29 protein-coding genes and 1 pseudogene are annotated in these 17,973 nt (G+C 38.0%); 28 read left to right on the top strand and 2 right to left on the bottom strand.

Going from position 1 to position 17,973, the window contains the following annotated elements; genetic code table 11:
• Position 1 precedes the first annotated feature (1 nt).
• From rplV to I215_RS12035, 27 genes are all read left to right on the top strand, one after another.
• Positions 2–409: a 50S ribosomal protein L22 gene (gene rplV / locus I215_RS12160; RefSeq protein ID WP_008992273.1), complete on the top strand. Its 408-nt coding sequence runs from the start codon at positions 2–4 to the stop codon at positions 407–409.
• Between the two features lie 12 nt (positions 410–421).
• Positions 422–1,141: a 30S ribosomal protein S3 gene (rpsC, locus tag I215_RS12155; protein WP_008992272.1), complete on the top strand. Its 720-nt coding sequence runs from the start codon at positions 422–424 to the stop codon at positions 1,139–1,141.
• A gap of 20 nt (positions 1,142–1,161) precedes the next feature.
• Positions 1,162–1,581: a 50S ribosomal protein L16 gene (gene rplP, locus I215_RS12150; RefSeq protein ID WP_008992271.1), complete on the top strand. Its 420-nt coding sequence runs from the start codon at positions 1,162–1,164 to the stop codon at positions 1,579–1,581.
• A gap of 12 nt (positions 1,582–1,593) precedes the next feature.
• Positions 1,594–1,785, top strand: a complete 192-nt coding sequence (rpmC, locus tag I215_RS12145) for a 50S ribosomal protein L29 (RefSeq protein WP_008992270.1) — start codon at positions 1,594–1,596, stop codon at positions 1,783–1,785.
• Between the two features lie 16 nt (positions 1,786–1,801).
• Positions 1,802–2,059, top strand: coding sequence for a 30S ribosomal protein S17 (rpsQ, locus tag I215_RS12140; RefSeq protein WP_008992269.1), 258 nt, complete (start codon positions 1,802–1,804; stop codon positions 2,057–2,059).
• A 2-nt stretch (positions 2,060–2,061) separates the two neighbouring features.
• Positions 2,062–2,430 (top strand): 50S ribosomal protein L14, encoded by a 369-nt coding sequence (gene rplN / locus I215_RS12135; protein WP_008992268.1) that lies wholly within the window; start codon positions 2,062–2,064, stop codon positions 2,428–2,430.
• Between the two features lie 11 nt (positions 2,431–2,441).
• Positions 2,442–2,756, top strand: a complete 315-nt coding sequence (gene rplX / locus I215_RS12130) for a 50S ribosomal protein L24 (protein WP_008992267.1) — start codon at positions 2,442–2,444, stop codon at positions 2,754–2,756.
• Between the two features lie 2 nt (positions 2,757–2,758).
• A complete protein-coding gene (rplE, locus tag I215_RS12125) occupies positions 2,759–3,310 on the top strand; it encodes a 50S ribosomal protein L5 (RefSeq protein WP_008992266.1) in 552 nt (183 codons plus the stop codon).
• 3 nt (positions 3,311–3,313) lie between these two features.
• On the top strand, positions 3,314–3,583 hold the full coding sequence (rpsN, locus tag I215_RS12120) for a 30S ribosomal protein S14 (RefSeq protein ID WP_008992265.1): 270 nt from the start codon (positions 3,314–3,316) through the stop codon (positions 3,581–3,583).
• Positions 3,584–3,648: 65 nt separating this feature from the next.
• A complete protein-coding gene (gene rpsH / locus I215_RS12115; protein WP_008992264.1) occupies positions 3,649–4,047 on the top strand; it encodes a 30S ribosomal protein S8 in 399 nt (132 codons plus the stop codon).
• Positions 4,048–4,066: 19 nt separating this feature from the next.
• A complete protein-coding gene (rplF, locus tag I215_RS12110) occupies positions 4,067–4,609 on the top strand; it encodes a 50S ribosomal protein L6 (RefSeq protein WP_008992263.1) in 543 nt (180 codons plus the stop codon).
• 11 nt (positions 4,610–4,620) lie between these two features.
• On the top strand, positions 4,621–4,977 hold the full coding sequence (gene rplR, locus I215_RS12105; RefSeq protein WP_008992262.1) for a 50S ribosomal protein L18: 357 nt from the start codon (positions 4,621–4,623) through the stop codon (positions 4,975–4,977).
• A 6-nt stretch (positions 4,978–4,983) separates the two neighbouring features.
• Positions 4,984–5,508, top strand: coding sequence for a 30S ribosomal protein S5 (rpsE, locus tag I215_RS12100; RefSeq protein WP_008992261.1), 525 nt, complete (start codon positions 4,984–4,986; stop codon positions 5,506–5,508).
• Positions 5,509–5,520: 12 nt separating this feature from the next.
• Positions 5,521–5,700, top strand: a complete 180-nt coding sequence (rpmD, locus tag I215_RS12095) for a 50S ribosomal protein L30 (protein WP_008992260.1) — start codon at positions 5,521–5,523, stop codon at positions 5,698–5,700.
• 13 nt (positions 5,701–5,713) lie between these two features.
• Positions 5,714–6,166: a 50S ribosomal protein L15 gene (rplO, locus tag I215_RS12090; protein ID WP_008992259.1), complete on the top strand. Its 453-nt coding sequence runs from the start codon at positions 5,714–5,716 to the stop codon at positions 6,164–6,166.
• Between the two features lie 13 nt (positions 6,167–6,179).
• Positions 6,180–7,535, top strand: a complete 1,356-nt coding sequence (gene secY / locus I215_RS12085; RefSeq protein ID WP_008992258.1) for a preprotein translocase subunit SecY — start codon at positions 6,180–6,182, stop codon at positions 7,533–7,535.
• A 2-nt stretch (positions 7,536–7,537) separates the two neighbouring features.
• Positions 7,538–7,753: a translation initiation factor IF-1 gene (gene infA / locus I215_RS12080; RefSeq protein WP_008992257.1), complete on the top strand. Its 216-nt coding sequence runs from the start codon at positions 7,538–7,540 to the stop codon at positions 7,751–7,753.
• Positions 7,754–7,756: 3 nt separating this feature from the next.
• Positions 7,757–7,873 carry a type B 50S ribosomal protein L36 gene (gene ykgO, locus I215_RS15950; RefSeq protein ID WP_008992256.1) on the top strand — a complete coding sequence of 39 codons (117 nt, stop codon included), beginning with the start codon at positions 7,757–7,759 and terminating at the stop codon, positions 7,871–7,873.
• 2 nt (positions 7,874–7,875) lie between these two features.
• The gene (gene rpsM / locus I215_RS12075; protein ID WP_008992255.1) at positions 7,876–8,250 is read left to right on the top strand and encodes a 30S ribosomal protein S13; all 375 of its coding nucleotides are present in this window, start codon (positions 7,876–7,878) and stop codon (positions 8,248–8,250) included.
• A gap of 14 nt (positions 8,251–8,264) precedes the next feature.
• Entirely contained in the window at positions 8,265–8,657 is a 393-nt protein-coding gene (gene rpsK, locus I215_RS12070; RefSeq protein ID WP_008992254.1) for a 30S ribosomal protein S11, read from the top strand.
• A gap of 81 nt (positions 8,658–8,738) precedes the next feature.
• Positions 8,739–9,344, top strand: coding sequence for a 30S ribosomal protein S4 (gene rpsD / locus I215_RS12065; protein WP_008992253.1), 606 nt, complete (start codon positions 8,739–8,741; stop codon positions 9,342–9,344).
• Between the two features lie 21 nt (positions 9,345–9,365).
• A complete protein-coding gene (locus tag I215_RS12060; RefSeq protein ID WP_008992252.1) occupies positions 9,366–10,358 on the top strand; it encodes a DNA-directed RNA polymerase subunit alpha in 993 nt (330 codons plus the stop codon).
• 71 nt (positions 10,359–10,429) lie between these two features.
• Positions 10,430–10,945: a 50S ribosomal protein L17 gene (gene rplQ, locus I215_RS12055; protein WP_008992251.1), complete on the top strand. Its 516-nt coding sequence runs from the start codon at positions 10,430–10,432 to the stop codon at positions 10,943–10,945.
• Positions 10,946–11,037: 92 nt separating this feature from the next.
• Entirely contained in the window at positions 11,038–12,159 is a 1,122-nt protein-coding gene (carA, locus tag I215_RS12050; protein ID WP_008992250.1) for a glutamine-hydrolyzing carbamoyl-phosphate synthase small subunit, read from the top strand.
• On the top strand, positions 12,156–13,445 hold the full coding sequence (eno, locus tag I215_RS12045; protein WP_008992249.1) for a phosphopyruvate hydratase: 1,290 nt from the start codon (positions 12,156–12,158) through the stop codon (positions 13,443–13,445). Before carA ends, eno begins: the two co-directional genes overlap by 4 nt.
• A 308-nt stretch (positions 13,446–13,753) precedes the next feature.
• Positions 13,754–15,037, top strand: a complete 1,284-nt coding sequence (locus I215_RS12040) for a citrate synthase (RefSeq protein WP_008992248.1) — start codon at positions 13,754–13,756, stop codon at positions 15,035–15,037.
• 150 nt (positions 15,038–15,187) lie between these two features.
• Positions 15,188–16,102 (top strand): dimethylarginine dimethylaminohydrolase family protein, encoded by a 915-nt coding sequence (locus I215_RS12035; RefSeq protein ID WP_008992247.1) that lies wholly within the window; start codon positions 15,188–15,190, stop codon positions 16,100–16,102.
• Positions 16,103–16,106: 4 nt separating this feature from the next.
• On the opposite strand, the gene I215_RS12030 is transcribed toward I215_RS12035, so the two are convergent.
• Entirely contained in the window at positions 16,107–17,021 is a 915-nt protein-coding gene (locus I215_RS12030; protein ID WP_008992246.1) for a LysR family transcriptional regulator, read from the bottom strand.
• 103 nt (positions 17,022–17,124) lie between these two features.
• Between I215_RS12030 and I215_RS12025 the strand changes: the two genes are divergently transcribed.
• On the top strand, positions 17,125–17,553 hold the full coding sequence (locus I215_RS12025) for an aldo/keto reductase (protein ID WP_008992245.1): 429 nt from the start codon (positions 17,125–17,127) through the stop codon (positions 17,551–17,553).
• A 16-nt stretch (positions 17,554–17,569) separates the two neighbouring features.
• Here I215_RS12025 and tnpA read toward each other — a convergent pair.
• Positions 17,570–17,896 (bottom strand): annotated as a pseudogene (tnpA, locus tag I215_RS15940) (IS200/IS605 family transposase).
• Positions 17,897–17,973: the final 77 nt, after the last annotated feature.

The following is a 17,973-nucleotide window of genomic DNA, read 5'->3' as shown; positions in this document are numbered from 1 at the left end:
CATGGGAGTTCGTAAAAGATTAAGAGCAGAGCAAATAAAAGAGGCTAAGAAAAGCTTAGCATTTGCAAAGTTGAATAACTGCCCAACCTCTCCAAGAAAAATGAGGCTAGTTGCTGATTTAGTTCGTGGTAAGGATGTTGAAAAGGCACTTGCTATTTTGAAGTTTAGTCAAAAGGAGGCATCGCGTCGTTTGGAGAAATTGGTAGTTTCTGCAATTGCAAACTGGCAATCCAAAAATGAAGATGCTGATCTTGAGGCAGCAGAATTATTTGTTCAGGAGATCAAGGTGGATAGTGGAAGTATGTTAAAAAGACTTCGCCCAGCACCACAAGGTCGCGCACACAGAATTAGAAAACGTTCCAACCACGTAACGGTGGTAATCGGAGCTAAAAATAACACACAAAGTTAATAGATAGATAGTATGGGACAGAAAACAAATCCAATCGGTAATCGCCTAGGTATCATCAGAGGTTGGGAGTCCAACTGGTACGGAGGTAATGACTATGGAGATAAACTTGCTGAAGATGATAAAATCAGAAAGTATATCCATGCTCGTTTGTCTAAAGCTAGTGTGTCTAGAGTAATTATTGAGCGTACTTTAAAGCTTGTAACCGTTACTATCACCACCGCCCGTCCTGGTATTATCATCGGGAAAGGAGGTCAGGAGGTAGACAAGTTAAAAGAAGAGCTTAAGAAAATTACTGACAAGGAAGTTCAAATCAACATTTTTGAAATCAAAAGACCTGAGCTTGATGCAAATTTAGTTGCTGCTAGCATTGCTCGTCAAATTGAAAATCGTATTTCATACAGACGTGCAATCAAAATGGCTATTGCTGCAGCGATGCGTATGAATGCTGAAGGTATTAAAGTAATGATTTCTGGTCGTTTGAACGGTGCTGAAATGGCACGTTCAGAGCACTATAAAGATGGACGTATTCCTTTGTCGACATTTAGAGCTGACATTGATTACGCTTTACATGAAGCTCATACTACCTATGGTAGATTGGGAGTTAAAGTGTGGATCATGAAAGGTGAGGTTTATGGTAAGAGAGAGCTTTCTCCACTTGTAGGAATGTCCAAAAAACAATCTGGCAAACAAGGAGGAAATTCAGGAGCAAGAAAATCTCGTCGTAGAAAGTAATTTTTTAAAGTAAAAGAAAAATGTTACAGCCGAAAAGAACAAAATACCGCAAGCAGCAGAAAGGCCGTATGAAAGGTGTTTCTCAAAGAGGACACGAACTTTCAAACGGTATGTTTGGGATAAAATCAATAGATTCTTCATTCATCACAGCGCGTCAAATTGAAGCAGCTCGTGTTGCCGCAACTCGTTATATGAAAAGAGAAGGGCAATTGTGGATCAAAATTTTCCCAGATAAGCCTATTACCAAAAAGCCTCTTGAGGTTCGTATGGGTAAAGGTAAAGGTGCTCCAGAATATTGGGCAGCGGTAGTCAAACCAGGTAGAATTATGTTTGAAATAGGCGGAGTGCCTATGGATGTTGCTAAAGAAGCATTGCGTTTAGCAGCTCAAAAGTTACCTGTTAAAACGAAGTTTATTGTAGCTAGAGATTATTCAGCTTAATCAAAAGAGATTATGAAACAATCAGAAATTAGAGAATTATCTACAGCTGAGCTACAAGAAAAGCTTGGTGTTGTTAAAAAGCAATATGCAGATCTAAAATTGGCTCATGCTGTTTCGCCATTGGAAAATCCACTTGAATTGAGAAGTACAAGAAGAACTGTGGCAAGATTAGCAACTGAGCTTACTAAAAGAGAATTACAATAATTCGATTCTGCTAAAGATGGAAAATAGAAATTTAAGAAAAGAGAGAATAGGAGTTGTTACAAGTAACAAAATGCAGAAATCAATAGTGGTTTCTGAAGTTAAACGTGTAAAACACCCTATGTACGGTAAGTTCGTGTTAAAAACCAAGAAATACGTTGCGCACGACGAAAAAGACGATTGCAACATCGGTGATACTGTAAAGATCATGGAAACAAGACCTATGAGTAAAACCAAATGTTGGAGATTAGTTGAAATTATTGAAAGAGCGAAATAATTATGGTACAGCAGGAATCAAGATTAAAAGTAGCAGATAACACGGGAGCTAAAGAAGTTTTAACTATCCGTGTTCTAGGAGGTACTAAAAGAAGATACGCTTCTGTTGGTGACAAAATTGTCGTTACCATTAAAGATGCCACTCCAAACTCTAACGTTAAGAAGGGACAGGTATCTACAGCAGTTGTAGTTCGTACCAAAAAAGAAGTGAGAAGACCTGATGGTTCTTACATTCGCTTTGATGATAATGCTTGTGTGCTCTTGAACCCAACAGGTGAAATGCGTGGTACACGTGTTTTCGGTCCTGTGGCTAGAGAATTGCGCGATAAGCAATTTATGAAAATTGTATCATTAGCACCTGAGGTGCTTTAATTCATCTGAAAATGATAAAACTAAAGATCAAATCAGGAGATACTGTTAAGGTTAACGCCGGAGAGAACAAAGGTGCTCAAGGGAAGGTCCTTAAGGTAGATCGTGAGAAAAATAAAGCGATTGTCGAGGGAGTTAATATGGTGAAAAAACACCAAAAGCCTAGCGCTAACAACCCTCAAGGAGGAATCGTTGAAAAAGAAGCTTTTATCCATATTTCTAACCTATCATTACTTGATCCAAAATCTGGAGAGCCAACAAGAGTTGGTTTTGAAGTAAGAGATGGTAAGAAAGTGAGATTTTCTAAGAAATCTAATGAAGTAATTTAATTATGGCTTACGTTCCAAGATTAAAACAAGAGTATAAGGAAAGAGTAATTTCTGCTCTTACAGAAGAATTTGGGTATGCAAATGTTATGCAGGTTCCTAAATTAGAGAAAATTGTTATTAGCCGTGGAGTTGGTGCAGCTGTTGCAGATAAAAAGTTGATCGAATACGCAGTAGACGAGTTGACAAAAATATCTGGACAAAAAGCTGTTTCTACTATATCTAAAAAAGACGTTGCGTCTTTCAAACTTCGTAAAGGGATGCCAATTGGGGCAAAAGTAACCTTAAGAGGTGAGCGTATGTTCGAATTTTTGGATAGATTGATTACTTCTGCCTTACCACGTGTAAGAGATTTTAATGGTATCAAAGCCAATGGTTTTGACGGAAGAGGAAACTATAACCTTGGGGTAACCGAGCAAATTATTTTCCCTGAAATCAATATCGATAGGGTGCATAAAGTTTCAGGTATGGATATTACCATCGTAACTTCAGCTCCAACCGATAAGGAAGCAAAATCATTATTAAGCGAATTAGGATTACCTTTTAAAAAGAATTAAGACATGGCTAAAGAATCAATGAAAGCCCGTGAAAGGAAAAGAGAAAGAATGGTAGCAAAGTATGCTGAGAAAAGGAAAGCTTTAAAAGAAGCTGGAGATTACGAAGCACTACAGAAACTTCCTGCTAACTCATCTCCAGTACGTTTACACAACCGTTGTAAACTAACTGGTAGACCTAAAGGGTACATGCGAACTTTCGGTCTTTCTCGAGTAACATTCAGAGAAATGGCAAATCAGGGATTGATCCCAGGTGTAAAGAAAGCTAGCTGGTAATTAAAAATTTTTAACTGGTTGTAAGTTCGGAATTATCCGAAAACTATGACCGCAAATAAATATAGATGTATACAGATCCTATAGCAGATTATTTAACAAGAATTAGAAACGCGAACAGCGCTGGTCACAGAGTGGTAGAAATACCTGCTTCTAACCTTAAAAAAGACATTACTAAAATATTATTCGAACAAGGATATATTTTAAGTTATAAATTTGAGGACGACAAAGTGCAAGGTACAATCAAGATCGCTTTAAAATATGACAAGTTCACAAAAGAGCCTGTTATTAAAAACCTAAAGCGTGTTAGTACACCGGGATTGCGTAAGTATGTCGGAAAAGACGAACTACCACGAGTTCTTAACGGACTTGGTATTGCTGTTGTGTCAACTTCTCACGGAGTAATGACCTCTAAGCAAGCTCAACAAGAAAGTGTTGGTGGAGAAGTATTGTGTTACGTTTACTAATATATAAAGACAAGAAGAAATGTCAAGAGTAGGTAATAGTCCCATAGCGATTCCAGAAGGAGTTACTATAGATATTAAAGACGACGAAGTTACCGTAAAAGGTAAACTAGGAGAACTTAAACAAACTATTTCTAATATCGCTGTAAAAGTGGAAGATGGAACGGTTGTTTTAGAGCGTCCAACAGAAGATAAAAAAGATAAATCCAAACATGGTCTTTACAGATCTTTGATCAACAATATGGTCATTGGCGTGTCTGAAGGCTTTACGAAAGAACTAGAATTAGTTGGTGTTGGGTATAGAGCTAGCCACCAAGGTCAAAAATTAGATTTGGCTGTTGGTTTCTCTCACAACATTGTTATGGATTTAGCTCCTGAAATTAAAGTAGAGACGGTTTCGGAAAAAGGTAAAAACCCGATTGTAAAGTTGACCTCTACCGACAAACAATTAGTTGGTCAGGTTGCTGCGAAAATCAGATCTTTCCGTAAACCTGAGCCTTACAAAGGTAAAGGAATTAAGTTTGTAGGAGAAGAACTAAGAAGAAAAGCAGGTAAATCAGCTTAATAACTAGCATTATGGCATTATCAAAGACTGAAAGAAGACAAAGAATAAAAAACAGAATCCGCAAGGTGGTTTCTGGAACAGAAGCTAGACCTAGATTAGCTGTTTTTAGAAGTAATAAAGAAATTTACGCTCAATTGGTAGATGATGTAACTGGAAAAACTTTGGTTGCAGCATCATCAAGAGACAAAGAAATTAGTTCTGAGAAAGGTACTAAATCAGAAATAGCTACCCTAGTTGGTAAAGCTATTGGGGAGAGAGCTAAGAGCGCCGGATTTGAAACTGTTTCTTTTGACAGAGGTGGTTATTTGTATCACGGTAGAGTTAAATCATTAGCAGAGGGTGCTAGAGAAGCAGGACTTAAATTCTAAGAAAATATGTATCAAGATTATAAAAACGTAGAATTAGTAAAGCCTGGAGGACTTGAGCTTAAAGATCGTCTGGTAGGTGTACAAAGAGTTACTAAAGTTACTAAAGGAGGTAGAGCCTTCGGTTTCTCTGCAATTGTAGTTGTAGGAGATGAGAACGGTGTAGTTGGTCAAGGATTAGGGAAGTCTAAAGAGGTAGCTGATGCTATTTCTAAAGCGGTAGAAGACGCTAAGAAAAACTTAGTTCGTATCCCTCTTAACAAAGGTACATTACCTCATGAACAAAAAGGAAAATACGGTGGTGCTCGCGTTTACATCCAGCCTGCCTCACACGGTACCGGGGTTATAGCCGGTGGTGCTGTTCGTGCGGTATTGGAGTCAGTTGGGGTACAAGACGTACTTTCTAAGTCTCAGGGTTCATCTAACCCGCACAATGTAGTTAAAGCTACTTTTGACGCTTTATTGCGTCTAAGAGATGCTAAAACTGTTGCTGCGCAAAGAGGAATTTCTCTAGAGAAAGTTTTTAAAGGATAAATCAAGGGTATCATGGGAAAAATTAAAGTTACACAAGTAAGAAGCAAAATAAAACGTCCTGAATCACAGAAGAGAACGTTAGAAGCGCTAGGCCTAAAGGGTATTGGTCAAGTTGTGGAGCATGATGCAACACCAAACATCCTTGGTATGGTAAAAAAAGTAGAACACTTAGTTTCTGTAGAAGAAGCTTAATAACAAAATAGTGATGAATTTAAGTAACTTACAACCCGCTAAAGGTTCAGTACATAAAGACGGAAAAAGAGTCGGTCGTGGTCAAGGCTCCGGTAAAGGTGGTACAGCCACCCGTGGACATAAAGGAGCTAAGTCACGTTCTGGTTACTCTAAGAAGATTGGTTTTGAAGGAGGTCAGATGCCACTTCAAAGACGTGTTCCTAAATTTGGATTTAACAACTTCAATCGTAAAGAATACGTAGGTATCAATTTAAATAAGTTACAAGAATTGGTTGATAAAGGTGTTGTAAAAGACACTGTTGATTTAGATGTTTTAGTAAGCAACAATGTTGTAAAATCAACTGACTTAGTTAAAATACTAGGTGGAGGAGAACTAAAAGCTAAATTAAAAATATCAGTACATAAATTTACCGCCAGTGCAAAAGCAGCTATTGAAGCAGCCGGAGGTGAAGCAGTAAGTTTATAACCAACACGTAACCATGAAGAATTTTATAGAGACATTACGCAATATCTGGAAAATCGAGGAACTAAGATCTAGAATCATAGTAACTCTAGGGCTTTTATTAGTTTACCGTTTTGGAGCTCAGGTTGTTTTACCAGGTATTGATACACAACAATTGGCAGAATTATCCTCCAGAACCGATGGAGGTGGTCTATTGGGAATACTTAATGCATTTACAGGTGGAGCATTTGCGAATGCTTCCTTCTTTGCCTTAGGTATTATGCCCTATATTTCCGCTTCTATTGTGGTGCAGTTAATGGGACTTGCTATTCCTTACCTTCAGAAGTTACAAAAAGAAGGTGAGAGTGGTAGAAAGACCATTAACCAAATTACCCGTTGGTTAACCATTGGGATCTGTTTGGTTCAAGCGCCAGCCTATTTGTATTCTCTAGGGTCTCTAGGAGTTCCAGACAGTGCATTTATTGTAGGTAAAGGACTGGACTTTATGATTCCTGCCGTACTTATTTTAGTAACAGGAACCATTTTTGCCATGTGGTTGGGAGAAAAAATTACCGATAAAGGAATTGGTAACGGGATCTCGCTTCTAATCATGGTAGGTATTATTGCAACGATGCCACAGGCGTTTGTTCAAGAATTTGTTTCCAGAACTTCCGGGTCAAATGGTGGACTAATGCTAATTCTAATCGAAATCATTATTTGGTTTGTCATCATACTTGCGTGTATTATGCTTGTTATGGCGGTACGTCAAATCCCTGTTCAGTACGCACGTCGTACTGCTTCAGGAGGATACGAAAAGAATGTATTTGGTTCTAGACAGTACATACCACTTAAGTTGAATGCCTCTGGTGTAATGCCTATTATCTTTGCACAGGCCATTATGTTTGCGCCTGCATATTTAGGGAGAATAGGACCTTTACAGGACACTGGAGCAGGGCAATGGTTGCAAACTGAGTTTAGTAATATCTTTGGTTTGTGGTACAATATTGTTTTTGCAGTATTAATTATAATATTTACGTACTTTTACACCGCAATTACAGTACCTACTAATAAGATGGCTGATGATCTAAAAAGAAGTGGTGGATTTATTCCAGGGATTCGTCCTGGTAAGGAGACCGCCGATTATTTAGATAAGATAATGTCTTTGATCACCTTCCCTGGTTCATTGTTTTTGGCACTTATAGCAGTATTACCTGCCATAATTCTGTCATTAATGGGAGTTCAACAAGGATGGGCACTGTTCTACGGTGGAACCTCACTACTAATTATGGTAGGGGTTGCTATCGATACAATGCAACAGGTGAATTCATATTTGCTAAATCGCCATTATGACGGTTTAATGAAAACAGGTAAAAATAGAAAAGTTGTAGCTTAATTATGGCAAAGCAACCAGCAATAGAACAAGATGGAAGCATCATAGAAGCATTGTCAAATGCAATGTTTCGAGTAGAATTAGAAAATGGTCACATAGTAACGGCTCATATCTCTGGAAAAATGCGTATGCATTACATTAAATTGTTACCTGGAGATAAGGTTAAACTTGAAATGAGTCCTTACGACCTTACAAAAGCAAGAATTACTTATAGATATTAAGAGATGAAAGTAAGAGCATCCGTTAAGAAAAGGAGTCCCGAGTGCAAAATTGTGCGTAGAAAAGGGAGATTGTATGTAATTAATAAAAAGAATCCTAGATTTAAACAAAGACAAGGGTAGTTATGGCTAGAATCGCAGGAGTAGACTTACCAAAGAACAAAAGAGGGGTTATTGGATTAACTTACATCTTTGGAGTAGGAAAAAGCAGAGCTAAAGAGATCTTAGAAAAGGCTCAAGTTAGCGAAGATACAAAAGTTAACGATTGGTCAGATGATGAGATCGCTCGAATCAGAGAGGCTGTATCATTCTTTAAGATCGAAGGAGAACTTCGTACAGAGGTCCAGTTAAACATTAAGCGTTTAATGGATATCGGTTGTCAAAGAGGTATTCGTCACAGAGCAGGTCTTCCACTTAGAGGACAACGCACTAAGAATAACTCTAGAACAAGAAAAGGTAAAAGAAAAACTGTTGCTAACAAGAAAAAGGCAACTAAATAATTCGTAGCTTAATTATGGCAAAGTCAAATACAAAAACTGCTAAGAAACGCAAGGTTGTAGTAGAATCTGTAGGAGAAGCTCACATAGCTGCATCGTTCAACAACGTTATCATCTCCTTGACCAATAAAAAAGGAGATGTTGTTGCTTGGTCTTCAGCAGGTAAAATGGGATTCAGAGGTTCTAAGAAGAACACCCCTTACGCAGCTCAAGTTGCAGCAGAAGATGCTTCAAAAGTAGCTCATGAGGCGGGTCTTAGAAAAGTAAAAGTGTACGTAAAAGGACCTGGTTCTGGTAGAGAATCAGCAATCCGTTCCATCCACAATGCTGGAATTGAAGTAACTGAGATTATCGACGTTACTCCACTGCCACACAACGGATGTCGTCCACCTAAAAGAAGAAGAGTTTAATTAGATTAATGTTAACTGAAGGTTTTTACGATTATCGAAGGATAGCCTTAATTCATAATCACCTTCAAAATAACTAAAGACATGGCAAGATATACAGGTCCAAAAACAAAAATTGCCCGTAAGTTTGGAGAAGCAATTTTCGGAGATGACAAATCTTTCGAAAAAAGAAATTACCCTCCAGGGCAGCACGGAAACAACCGTAGAAGAGGTAAAAAATCTGAGTATGCAATCCAGTTAATGGAGAAGCAAAAAGCGAAATACTCCTACGGTATTCTAGAAAAACAATTTAGAAACCTATTTGAAAAAGCCAATGCTAACAAAGGTGTAACTGGTGTTGTACTATTACAACTTTGTGAGTCTCGTTTGGACAACGTCGTTTATAGAATGGGTATTTCTCCATCTAGACGTGGGGCAAGACAATTGGTTTCTCACAGGCACATTACCGTAAACGGTGAAATCGTAAACATACCGTCTTATCAATTGAAACCTGGTGATGTAGTTGGAGTAAGAGAAAAATCAAAATCGTTAGAAACAATCGAAAGATCGCTTTCTAACAACAGTACTGTTTACGAATGGTTAACATGGAATAGTGAGAAAATGGAAGGAAGCTTTGTAGCGATTCCAGAACGTATCCAGATTCCTGAAAACATCAAAGAGCAATTAATCGTCGAGTTATACTCTAAATAATAATTAGACAGCAGTCGTACTATGGCAATACTAAATTTTCAGAAGCCCGATAAAGTTATAATGATCGATTCAACCGATTTCGAAGGTAAGTTTGAATTCAGACCTTTGGAACCCGGATTTGGATTAACCGTTGGTAACGCATTACGAAGAGTTCTTTTATCTTCATTAGAAGGTTACGCAATAACCTCTGTTCGTATGGATGATGTAGAACACGAGTTCTCTACCATCGATGGAGTTGTTGAGGATGTAACTGAGATCATCTTAAACTTAAAGCAAGTTCGCTTTAAAAAACAGATTGACGATATAGATAACGAAACCGTTTCTATGTCTATCTCAGGTAAAGAGCAAATCACGGCTGGGGATTTCCAAAAATTTGTTACAGGATTCCAGGTTTTAAACCCGGATCTTGTTATCTGTAACTTGGATGCGAAGGTGGCAATCAATATGGAAATCACCATAGAAAAGGGAAGAGGGTATGTGCCTGCAGAGGAAAACAAGAAAGCAAATGCGCCTCTTGGAACGATCTTTACAGACGCAATCTACACTCCTATTAAGAATGTAAAATTCAGCATCGAGAACTACCGTGTAGAACAAAAGACTGATTACGAAAAATTAGTTTTCGAAATCATCTCTGACGGATCTATACATCCAAAAGATGCCTTGACAGAAGCTGCCAAAATATTAATCCATCACTTCATGTTGTTCTCTGACGAGCGCATTACACTTGAAGCTGATGAGATTGCACAGACAGAAACTTATGATGAAGAATCACTTCACATGCGTCAGTTGTTAAAAACTAAGCTTGTTGATATGGATCTTTCGGTACGAGCACTGAACTGTTTGAAAGCAGCTGAAGTAGATACTTTGGGAGACTTAGTATCTTATAATAAGAACGACTTGATGAAGTTCAGAAACTTTGGTAAAAAGTCACTTACAGAACTTGAGGAGCTTGTTGGAAATAAGGGACTTAGTTTTGGAATGGACCTAGCCAAATACAAATTAGATAAAGATTAGTAACAACTCAATCTTCATATTTTGCTCCCTAGAATGGGTTTGAGCAAGATGAAGGTTTAAATTTTAATGTCATGAGACACGGAAAGAAATTTAATCACTTAGGTAGAAAAACTGCACATAGAAGAGCTATGTTGGCTAATATGGCGTGTTCTTTAATCGAGCACAAGCGTATTAACACTACCCTTGCCAAAGCAAAAGCTCTAAAGCAGTTCATCGAACCTTTAGTGACAAAATCCAAAGAAGACACTACACACAACAGACGTATTGTTTTTAGTAAAATTAGAGATAAATACGCTGTAACGGAGTTGTTCAGAGAGGTTGCTCCTAAAGTGGGTGACAGACCAGGTGGATATACCCGTATCATTAAGTTAGGAAACCGTTTAGGGGATAACGCTGATATGGCAATGATCGAACTTGTAGATTTCAATGAACTCTACAATGCTGGTAAACCTGCTAAGAAGAAGTCTACTCGTAGAGGTAGAAGTAAGAAGGTAGAAGAGACTGCAGTTGAAACTCCTCAGGCGGAAGTTGCCCCTGAGAAGAAAGCTGATAGTGCAGAAGAAAAACCTGAAACTTCACAAGAATAGTGATTAATGTTATCATAACATATCAAAAAGGATAAACGCTTTAGTTTATCCTTTTTTTTGTGTTATTTTGTAAAACTTTTGTAAGTAAGCTCATGAAGTATCAAACAAGAAAAAAAGCTATGATTTTGTTGGCCGACGGAACCGTGTTTTACGGTAAAGCCGTGGCAGGAAAAGAAGGAAGTTCCTTTGGGGAAGTTTGTTTTAATACCGGTACTACTGGTTACCAAGAGATCTTTACAGATCCTTCTTACTTTGGACAAATCATGGTTACTACAAATGCTCATATTGGAAATTACGGAGTCAAAGAGGACGAAGAGGAATCCGATAGCGTAAAAATTGCTGGTCTGGTATGTAAGAATTTTAGCTACGTTCCTTCCAGAGCCGGAAAATCAGATTCATTAGAAAACTATTTAGACCAGAACAATGTGATGGCAATTTCAGATGTAGACACAAGAGCTTTGGTGCGCTACATCAGAGACAACGGAGTGATGAATGCTGTTATTACCACTGAAATAGATCAATTAGAAGCACTTAAAGAGAAACTCAATGCTTTCCCAGCGATGGAAGGCCGAGAACTTGCCTCTGAAGTTTCTACCAAAGAACCATACTTTGTTGGGGACCCTAATGCAAGCTTTAAAGTGGCCGCTGTTGATTTTGGTATCAAAAAGAATATTTTGCGCAATTTAGCCAAGAGAGATTGCTACATTAAAGTATTCCCGTACAATGCCACCTTGGCAGATCTCAAAGCTTTTAATCCAGATGGATATTTCCTGTCTAATGGACCTGGAGATCCAGAGCCTTTAACCAAGGCAATAGAGATGATTAAAGAAATCCTTGCTGAGAATCTTCCGTTATTTGGAATATGTTTAGGTCACCAATTAATCGCTCTATCACAAGGTATCCCTACCTATAAAATGCATAACGGTCACAGAGGTATCAACCACCCAGTGATGAATCACTTAACTGGTAAAGGGGAAATCACCTCACAAAATCACGGATTTTCCATAAATAGAGAAGCTGCACAGGCCAATTCAGCAGTTGAAATTACCCATTCACATCTCAATGATCACGAAGTGATGGGGATTCGCTTAAAGGATAAAAACTGTTTTTCTGTACAATATCACCCAGAAGCAGGTCCAGGGCCAAATGACGCCACCTATTTATTCGATCAATTTATAGAGAATATTAAACAACATAAACTAGAAACAGTATGAGTATTATTGTAGGCGTACATGCGCGACAAATTTTGGATTCTAGAGGAAATCCAACCGTAGAAGTAGATGTAATAACCCAAAACGGGATTGTAGGACGTGCTGCTGTTCCATCAGGAGCATCAACTGGAGAGCACGAGGCTGTTGAGCTCAGAGACGGTGGTAGTGCGTATATGGGGAAAGGAGTTACTGAAGCCGTAGAAAACGTTAATACATATATCTCTGATGCTATCGAAGGTCTTTTGGTATTTGAGCAAAATTATATCGATCAGAAAATGATTGAGCTCGATGGAACCCCTAACAAATCAAGATTAGGAGCCAATGCTATATTAGGTGTTTCTTTGGCAGTAGCTCAAGCTGCGGCTAAGGAATTAGAGATGCCATTATACCGTTATGTTGGAGGAGTTAGTGCTAATACGTTGCCTGTACCAATGATGAATATCATCAACGGAGGTTCGCATTCTGACGCACCTATCGCTTTCCAAGAATTTATGGTGATGCCTGTTAAAGCAAAAAACTTCTCACATGCCATGCAAATGGGTACAGAGATCTTCCACAACCTTAAAAAAGTACTACACGACAGAGGTCTGAGTACTGCAGTTGGAGATGAAGGAGGATTTGCACCGACATTAGATGGTACTGAAGATGCACTTGATACTATCTCTAAAGCTGTTGAAAAAGCGGGATACAAACTTGGTGATGAAATTATGATCGCTATGGATTGTGCTGCAGCAGAATTCTATGAGAACGGTAAATATGATTACACGAAATTCGAAGGAGAAAATGGAGCTGTACGAACCTCAGAAGAGCAAGCGCAGTATTTGGCCGATCTTTGTGCTAAGTATCCAATTATCTCTATAGAAGACGGAATGGATGAGAATGACTGGGAAGGATGGAAAGTCCTTACAGAAAAAGTAGGTGATAAGGTGCAGCTGGTAGGAGATGATTTATTTGTTACCAATGTTGAGCGTTTGTCAAAAGGAATCGAGAATGGAATCGCAAATTCTATTCTTATCAAGGTAAATCAAATCGGAACCTTAACTGAAACCATCGCAGCTGTAAATATGGCTAAAAATGCTGGTTACACCTCTGTGATGTCTCACCGCTCTGGAGAGACTGAGGATACCACTATCGCAGATCTAGCTGTAGCACTAAATACTGGGCAAATTAAGACTGGTTCAGCTTCTCGTAGTGATCGTATGGCTAAATACAACCAATTGCTTCGCATTGAAGAACAATTAGGAGAAACAGCATACTATCCTCAAGGGAAAGCTTTTAAAGTGAAATAATTTCACCGAATCATCCATATAGGATTATGAAAAAACCTCACCATAAGTGAGGTTTTTTAGTATTCGATACTTTGGGTTTTAAACTGGCTATAGGTCTTTATTACTATGGATTTGAAAAATATTAATCTTGCAGAAAATAAGCGGTAAAATTGAGGTATTGTCAAAATAGTTACAGTAATAATAATGCACTGTTAATTTAGGGATATTTTAACTTGAAATCGGACTAAAAAGCCTTCTTTCCAATCAAAAATTAGCCGTAAATTTCGTATTTTCGCAACACGCGTTAAATTGTAAATCAAATACATATTATGTCAGATAAGGCTACTTTAGAATATAAGGGTAAAAAAATTGAATTTCCAGTTATAGAGGGAACAGAAAATGAGTTGGCAATAGATATCAAAGCATTGAGAGCCTCGACAGGGATCATTACTTTAGATCCTGGATATAAAAATACCGGATCCTGTGAAAGTGCCATTACCTATCTTGACGGAGAAAAAGGTATTTTGAGATACCGTGGTTACAAAATAGAGGATTTAGCAGAAAAGGCCGATTTTCTAGAAGTAGCCTATTTGTTAATCTTTGGAGAATTACCAACCAAAGAGCAACTGAATAAATTTCACAATGATATCAAGGAGCACTTAGAGGTTGATGAAGATATAAAGAAGATCGTTGACAGCTTTCCTAGGACAGCACACCCAATGGGCGTATTATCCTCTTTAACTAGTGCATTGACTGCTTTTAATCCTTCTGTTGTGGATATCAATTCGGAAGAAGATATGTACAATGCAGTGGTGAAAATAATGGGTAAATTCCCTGTACTAGCTGCGTGGACTCTTCGAAGAAGGAATTCAAAACCTTATGATTACGGAGATAGTGAACTGGGCTATGTGGAGAACATCCTTTGTTTGATGTTTAAAAAGCCAAACGAAAAGTATAAAATAAATCCAAAGGTAGTAGATGCCTTAGATAAATTATTAATACTACATGCTGATCACGAGCAAAACTGTTCGACTTCTACAGTTAGAATTGTTGGATCTTCTCACGCCGGATTGTTTGCTTCATTATCCGCAGGAGTTTCGGCCCTATGGGGGCCACTTCACGGAGGAGCTAACCAAGCGGTTATCGAGATGCTAGAAAGCATCAAACAAGATGGTGGTGATACAGCTAAATACATGGAAAAAGCCAAAGACAAGGAAGATCCTTTCCGTTTGATGGGCTTTGGACACCGCGTATATAAGAATTTTGATCCAAGAGCAAAAATTATCAAAAAATCAGCTGATGATGTGCTTGCGGATTTGGGTGTTAACGATCCAGTTCTAACCATTGCCAAGAGCCTTGAGAAACAAGCTTTGGAGGATGATTATTTTGTTAAGAGAAAACTCTATCCAAATGTAGATTTCTATTCAGGAATCATTTATAGAGCTCTAGGGATCCCTACAGAAATGTTCACTGTAATGTTTGCACTGGGTAGACTTCCAGGTTGGATTGCCCAGTGGAGAGAAATGAGACTCAAACAAGAGCCTATTGGAAGACCAAGACAAATCTATGTTGGCGAAAACCAGAGAGAGTTCGTCAGCTTAGACAAACGTTAATAGAACCAGTTATTATAAGTAAGGGTGTATTAATTCGTTAGTATGCCCTTTTTTATGTTTTAAAATTAGGTTAATTTGCGGCACCACTAACGGGGAGAAGTTTTTCACTTTCCCTTCTGCAGTGAATAAATATGTATTAAAACAATCGGTATGCTAAAACTCCATGTAACAGATGAGACTTCCCACCTAAAAGAGGTAATTCTGGGGATTGCTAAAGATAATGGTCCTGTACCAGCTCTTGAGGATGCCTATGATCCAAAATCTATCGAACACATTAAGGCTGGTACGTATCCAAAGGAGTCAGATATGATTAAAGAAATGGAGGCCTTTAATGCTGTATTTGAAAAATACAATGTCAAGGTACATCGTCCAGAGATTCTAAAGGATTGTAACCAAATATTCTCCAGAGATATTGCCTTTGTAATTGATGATTATTTTTTTAAATCCAATATACTTCCCGATCGAGAAAAGGAATTAGATGCGATACAGTACATCATCGATCAAATGGATCCTTCTAAAGTAATACGCCCACCTGGGGAAGTTCATATCGAGGGAGGTGACATTATGTTGTGGGGTGAACATATTTTTATTGGAACTTATAAAGGTGCTGATTATCCAGATTATATCACAGCTAGAACCAATATGCAGGGCGTGAATTATATAAAGGAAATGTTTCCAGGTAAAATTGTTAAAGAATTTGATCTTCAAAAATCAAATACCATTGCTAAAGACAATGCCTTGCATTTAGATTGTTGTTTTCAGCCCGTTGGCAAAGACAAGGCAATCATTCACAAAGAAGGTTTTAGAGACCTTAAGGACTATTCTTATTTAGTGAATATATTTGGGAAGGAGAATTTGTTTCATATCGATAAGGATGAGATGTATCACATGAATAGCAATATCTTTTCTATTGCTCCTGATGTAGTAGTTTCTGAGAAAAACTTTACCCGATTGAATCAGTGGCTTCGGTCAAACGGTATTACTGTTGAGGAAATCCCGTATGCAGAAATTGCTAAGCAAGAAGGGCTGTTGCGATGCTCCACTATGCCATTAATCAGACAATAGCTGTTTAAGGGAGGATTTCAGGTTCCCACTTTTGTTTAAAAAGGTTTTGAAGTTGTTGTAATTCCTTTTGATAGATGGTTTTTTTTCGAGTGCCAAAGTATAAGGTGTTTTCCCAAGGCTCGCTGCCTTTCCAAATTAGATTGATAGCCCCAGTGGATAGCGCCTGACGGCAAAGAAAATCAGGAACTACTGCCAAACCTTTGTTGTAACTAAGGCAGCGAATGATAGAACTGATATTGGGAACGATATAATTAGGGCTAAAATCGGGATGCTTATTGAAGTTTCTCAACCAAAAATCTTTCAAATGCTCCATATCCCCAGCCGTGCCATACCAAAGCTGCTGTTTTAGTAGGTTCTGTATCTTGGAATTATCGCCTTTTTCAATTAAAGAGGTTAATTCTAATGTATCCGTTTTACTTCCTGCTACCAGTATAATTCGCTCTTTGGAAAAAGGCTCATATAACAAATTCTTTTGGTTACCCTTTTGTGGGGTGACAATCATATCCAATAGACCATTGTCTAAATCCGATTGCATTTGCGGGTACAAGCCAAATTTTAAAATAAGATTAAATGGCAGTTCAGCAATGTGCTCCTCTAAGGTGTATTGGAAAGTTTCAAAACACATCCCTACGCTTATGGTAACTCTCTGTTGTTGGGAACGCTTATGAAAGTGCTGCTCCACTGTTTCTAGTTTCTCTAAGGGCTGGGCTATGCAATTGTACAGAATTTTACCTTTTTCCGTTGGAATCATCCTGCGTGGCGAACGATCAAATAATTTATAGCCTACATAGGCCTCAAGAGAGTTTAAGTGAAGACTCACCCCGGGCTGAGAAATAAATAATACTTTGGCTGCCCCTGAGAGTGTTCCTGTTTCGTATATAGATTTAAATGTCCTAATCCATTCTAAATTCCATTGCATATCTATAAGTTTTGTTATACAAATGTATAATTTATATTATTTTAATAATACTATTTTCCTTCGCAAATTTGTACCTATAAGAAATTTTAAAAAAAGTAGAGTTATGCAGTACAGAAGGTTAGGAAACTCAGGGCTACAGGTACCTGTTTTAAGTTTAGGCACTGCCACCTTTGGTGGCACGAATGAATTCTTTCAACGTTGGGGTCAAACTGATGTAAAACAGGCTTCTCGTTTAATTGATATTTGTTTAGAAAGGGGCGTTAATTTCTTTGATACCGCGGATGTGTATTCAGGTGGCGCTTCAGAAAATGTATTAGGAGCAGCAATAAAAGGTCGTCGTGACAAAACCATCATTTCAACCAAAGGTTCTTTTAAAATGGGAGAACAGGTCAATCAAAGAGGCTCCTCACGATATCATATTACTAGAGCAATTCATGCTAGTTTAAAACGCTTAAATACAGATTATATAGATGTGTATTTTATAAATCGGCGCGTAAAACCCACTGATGCCTATAGGCTCGGTGGGATGTAAGTGACAAAGGTAGTAATTAACCTTGGCTTAAAATGTATTGACGTATTGTTTCTGTTGATGCTTCACCTATTGTACTAACGAAGAAACCGTTTGACCAAAGTAAACGCTGATACCAATACTATTGACCTAATGTGGTATGATGTAACAACCATAACTGCCGTGTAGATTCTTGTTTTAACCTATGAACAATTTGAGAAACGGATAACCTTGGAATGTAACGAATGAGAAAATGGATGTGGTTAATATCACTTTCGAAAACTTCTATTTTAAAATCTGAATTATCGGCTATGGATTGAAAAGTGAATTTTAAATAGATACGGAATGTTTCACAAAATATTTGCACTTCTGTAAAATAATTTGTACTTCTACAAAAGTTTAGACTATTTAACAATAGAATGAAGTTAAAACACAAATCATATC

The organism is Galbibacter marinus, assembly GCF_000300875.1.
Lineage (GTDB): Bacteria > Bacteroidota > Bacteroidia > Flavobacteriales > Flavobacteriaceae > Galbibacter > Galbibacter marinus.
Note: the sequence above shows the minus strand (reverse complement) of the source record. Positions and strands in the feature narration are given on the sequence as shown.

What these genes read in the sequence shown, in the direction of transcription:
- rplQ (WP_008992251.1), top strand. Translation starts at nt 10,430, where the DNA reads ATGAGACACGGAAAGAAATTTAATCACTTAGGTAGAAAAACTGCACAT.
- rplV (WP_008992273.1), top strand. Translation starts at nt 2, where the DNA reads ATGGGAGTTCGTAAAAGATTAAGAGCAGAGCAAATAAAAGAGGCTAAG.
- rplN (WP_008992268.1), top strand. Translation starts at nt 2,062, where the DNA reads ATGGTACAGCAGGAATCAAGATTAAAAGTAGCAGATAACACGGGAGCT.
- rplX (WP_008992267.1), top strand. Translation starts at nt 2,442, where the DNA reads ATGATAAAACTAAAGATCAAATCAGGAGATACTGTTAAGGTTAACGCC.
- I215_RS12030 (WP_008992246.1), bottom strand. Translation starts at nt 17,021, where the DNA reads ATGCAATGGAATTTAGAATGGATTAGGACATTTAAATCTATATACGAA.
- I215_RS12035 (WP_008992247.1), top strand. Translation starts at nt 15,188, where the DNA reads ATGCTAAAACTCCATGTAACAGATGAGACTTCCCACCTAAAAGAGGTA.
- I215_RS12060 (WP_008992252.1), top strand. Translation starts at nt 9,366, where the DNA reads ATGGCAATACTAAATTTTCAGAAGCCCGATAAAGTTATAATGATCGAT.
- rpmD (WP_008992260.1), top strand. Translation starts at nt 5,521, where the DNA reads ATGGGAAAAATTAAAGTTACACAAGTAAGAAGCAAAATAAAACGTCCT.
- infA (WP_008992257.1), top strand. Translation starts at nt 7,538, where the DNA reads ATGGCAAAGCAACCAGCAATAGAACAAGATGGAAGCATCATAGAAGCA.
- rpsD (WP_008992253.1), top strand. Translation starts at nt 8,739, where the DNA reads ATGGCAAGATATACAGGTCCAAAAACAAAAATTGCCCGTAAGTTTGGA.
- rpsQ (WP_008992269.1), top strand. Translation starts at nt 1,802, where the DNA reads ATGGAAAATAGAAATTTAAGAAAAGAGAGAATAGGAGTTGTTACAAGT.
- secY (WP_008992258.1), top strand. Translation starts at nt 6,180, where the DNA reads ATGAAGAATTTTATAGAGACATTACGCAATATCTGGAAAATCGAGGAA.
- rpsH (WP_008992264.1), top strand. Translation starts at nt 3,649, where the DNA reads ATGTATACAGATCCTATAGCAGATTATTTAACAAGAATTAGAAACGCG.
- rplE (WP_008992266.1), top strand. Translation starts at nt 2,759, where the DNA reads ATGGCTTACGTTCCAAGATTAAAACAAGAGTATAAGGAAAGAGTAATT.
- rpsM (WP_008992255.1), top strand. Translation starts at nt 7,876, where the DNA reads ATGGCTAGAATCGCAGGAGTAGACTTACCAAAGAACAAAAGAGGGGTT.
- rplR (WP_008992262.1), top strand. Translation starts at nt 4,621, where the DNA reads ATGGCATTATCAAAGACTGAAAGAAGACAAAGAATAAAAAACAGAATC.
- eno (WP_008992249.1), top strand. Translation starts at nt 12,156, where the DNA reads ATGAGTATTATTGTAGGCGTACATGCGCGACAAATTTTGGATTCTAGA.
- rpsE (WP_008992261.1), top strand. Translation starts at nt 4,984, where the DNA reads ATGTATCAAGATTATAAAAACGTAGAATTAGTAAAGCCTGGAGGACTT.
- rpsK (WP_008992254.1), top strand. Translation starts at nt 8,265, where the DNA reads ATGGCAAAGTCAAATACAAAAACTGCTAAGAAACGCAAGGTTGTAGTA.
- rplP (WP_008992271.1), top strand. Translation starts at nt 1,162, where the DNA reads ATGTTACAGCCGAAAAGAACAAAATACCGCAAGCAGCAGAAAGGCCGT.
- ykgO (WP_008992256.1), top strand. Translation starts at nt 7,757, where the DNA reads ATGAAAGTAAGAGCATCCGTTAAGAAAAGGAGTCCCGAGTGCAAAATT.
- rpmC (WP_008992270.1), top strand. Translation starts at nt 1,594, where the DNA reads ATGAAACAATCAGAAATTAGAGAATTATCTACAGCTGAGCTACAAGAA.
- rpsC (WP_008992272.1), top strand. Translation starts at nt 422, where the DNA reads ATGGGACAGAAAACAAATCCAATCGGTAATCGCCTAGGTATCATCAGA.
- I215_RS12040 (WP_008992248.1), top strand. Translation starts at nt 13,754, where the DNA reads ATGTCAGATAAGGCTACTTTAGAATATAAGGGTAAAAAAATTGAATTT.
- rpsN (WP_008992265.1), top strand. Translation starts at nt 3,314, where the DNA reads ATGGCTAAAGAATCAATGAAAGCCCGTGAAAGGAAAAGAGAAAGAATG.
- I215_RS12025 (WP_008992245.1), top strand. Translation starts at nt 17,125, where the DNA reads ATGCAGTACAGAAGGTTAGGAAACTCAGGGCTACAGGTACCTGTTTTA.
- rplO (WP_008992259.1), top strand. Translation starts at nt 5,714, where the DNA reads ATGAATTTAAGTAACTTACAACCCGCTAAAGGTTCAGTACATAAAGAC.
- rplF (WP_008992263.1), top strand. Translation starts at nt 4,067, where the DNA reads ATGTCAAGAGTAGGTAATAGTCCCATAGCGATTCCAGAAGGAGTTACT.
- carA (WP_008992250.1), top strand. Translation starts at nt 11,038, where the DNA reads ATGAAGTATCAAACAAGAAAAAAAGCTATGATTTTGTTGGCCGACGGA.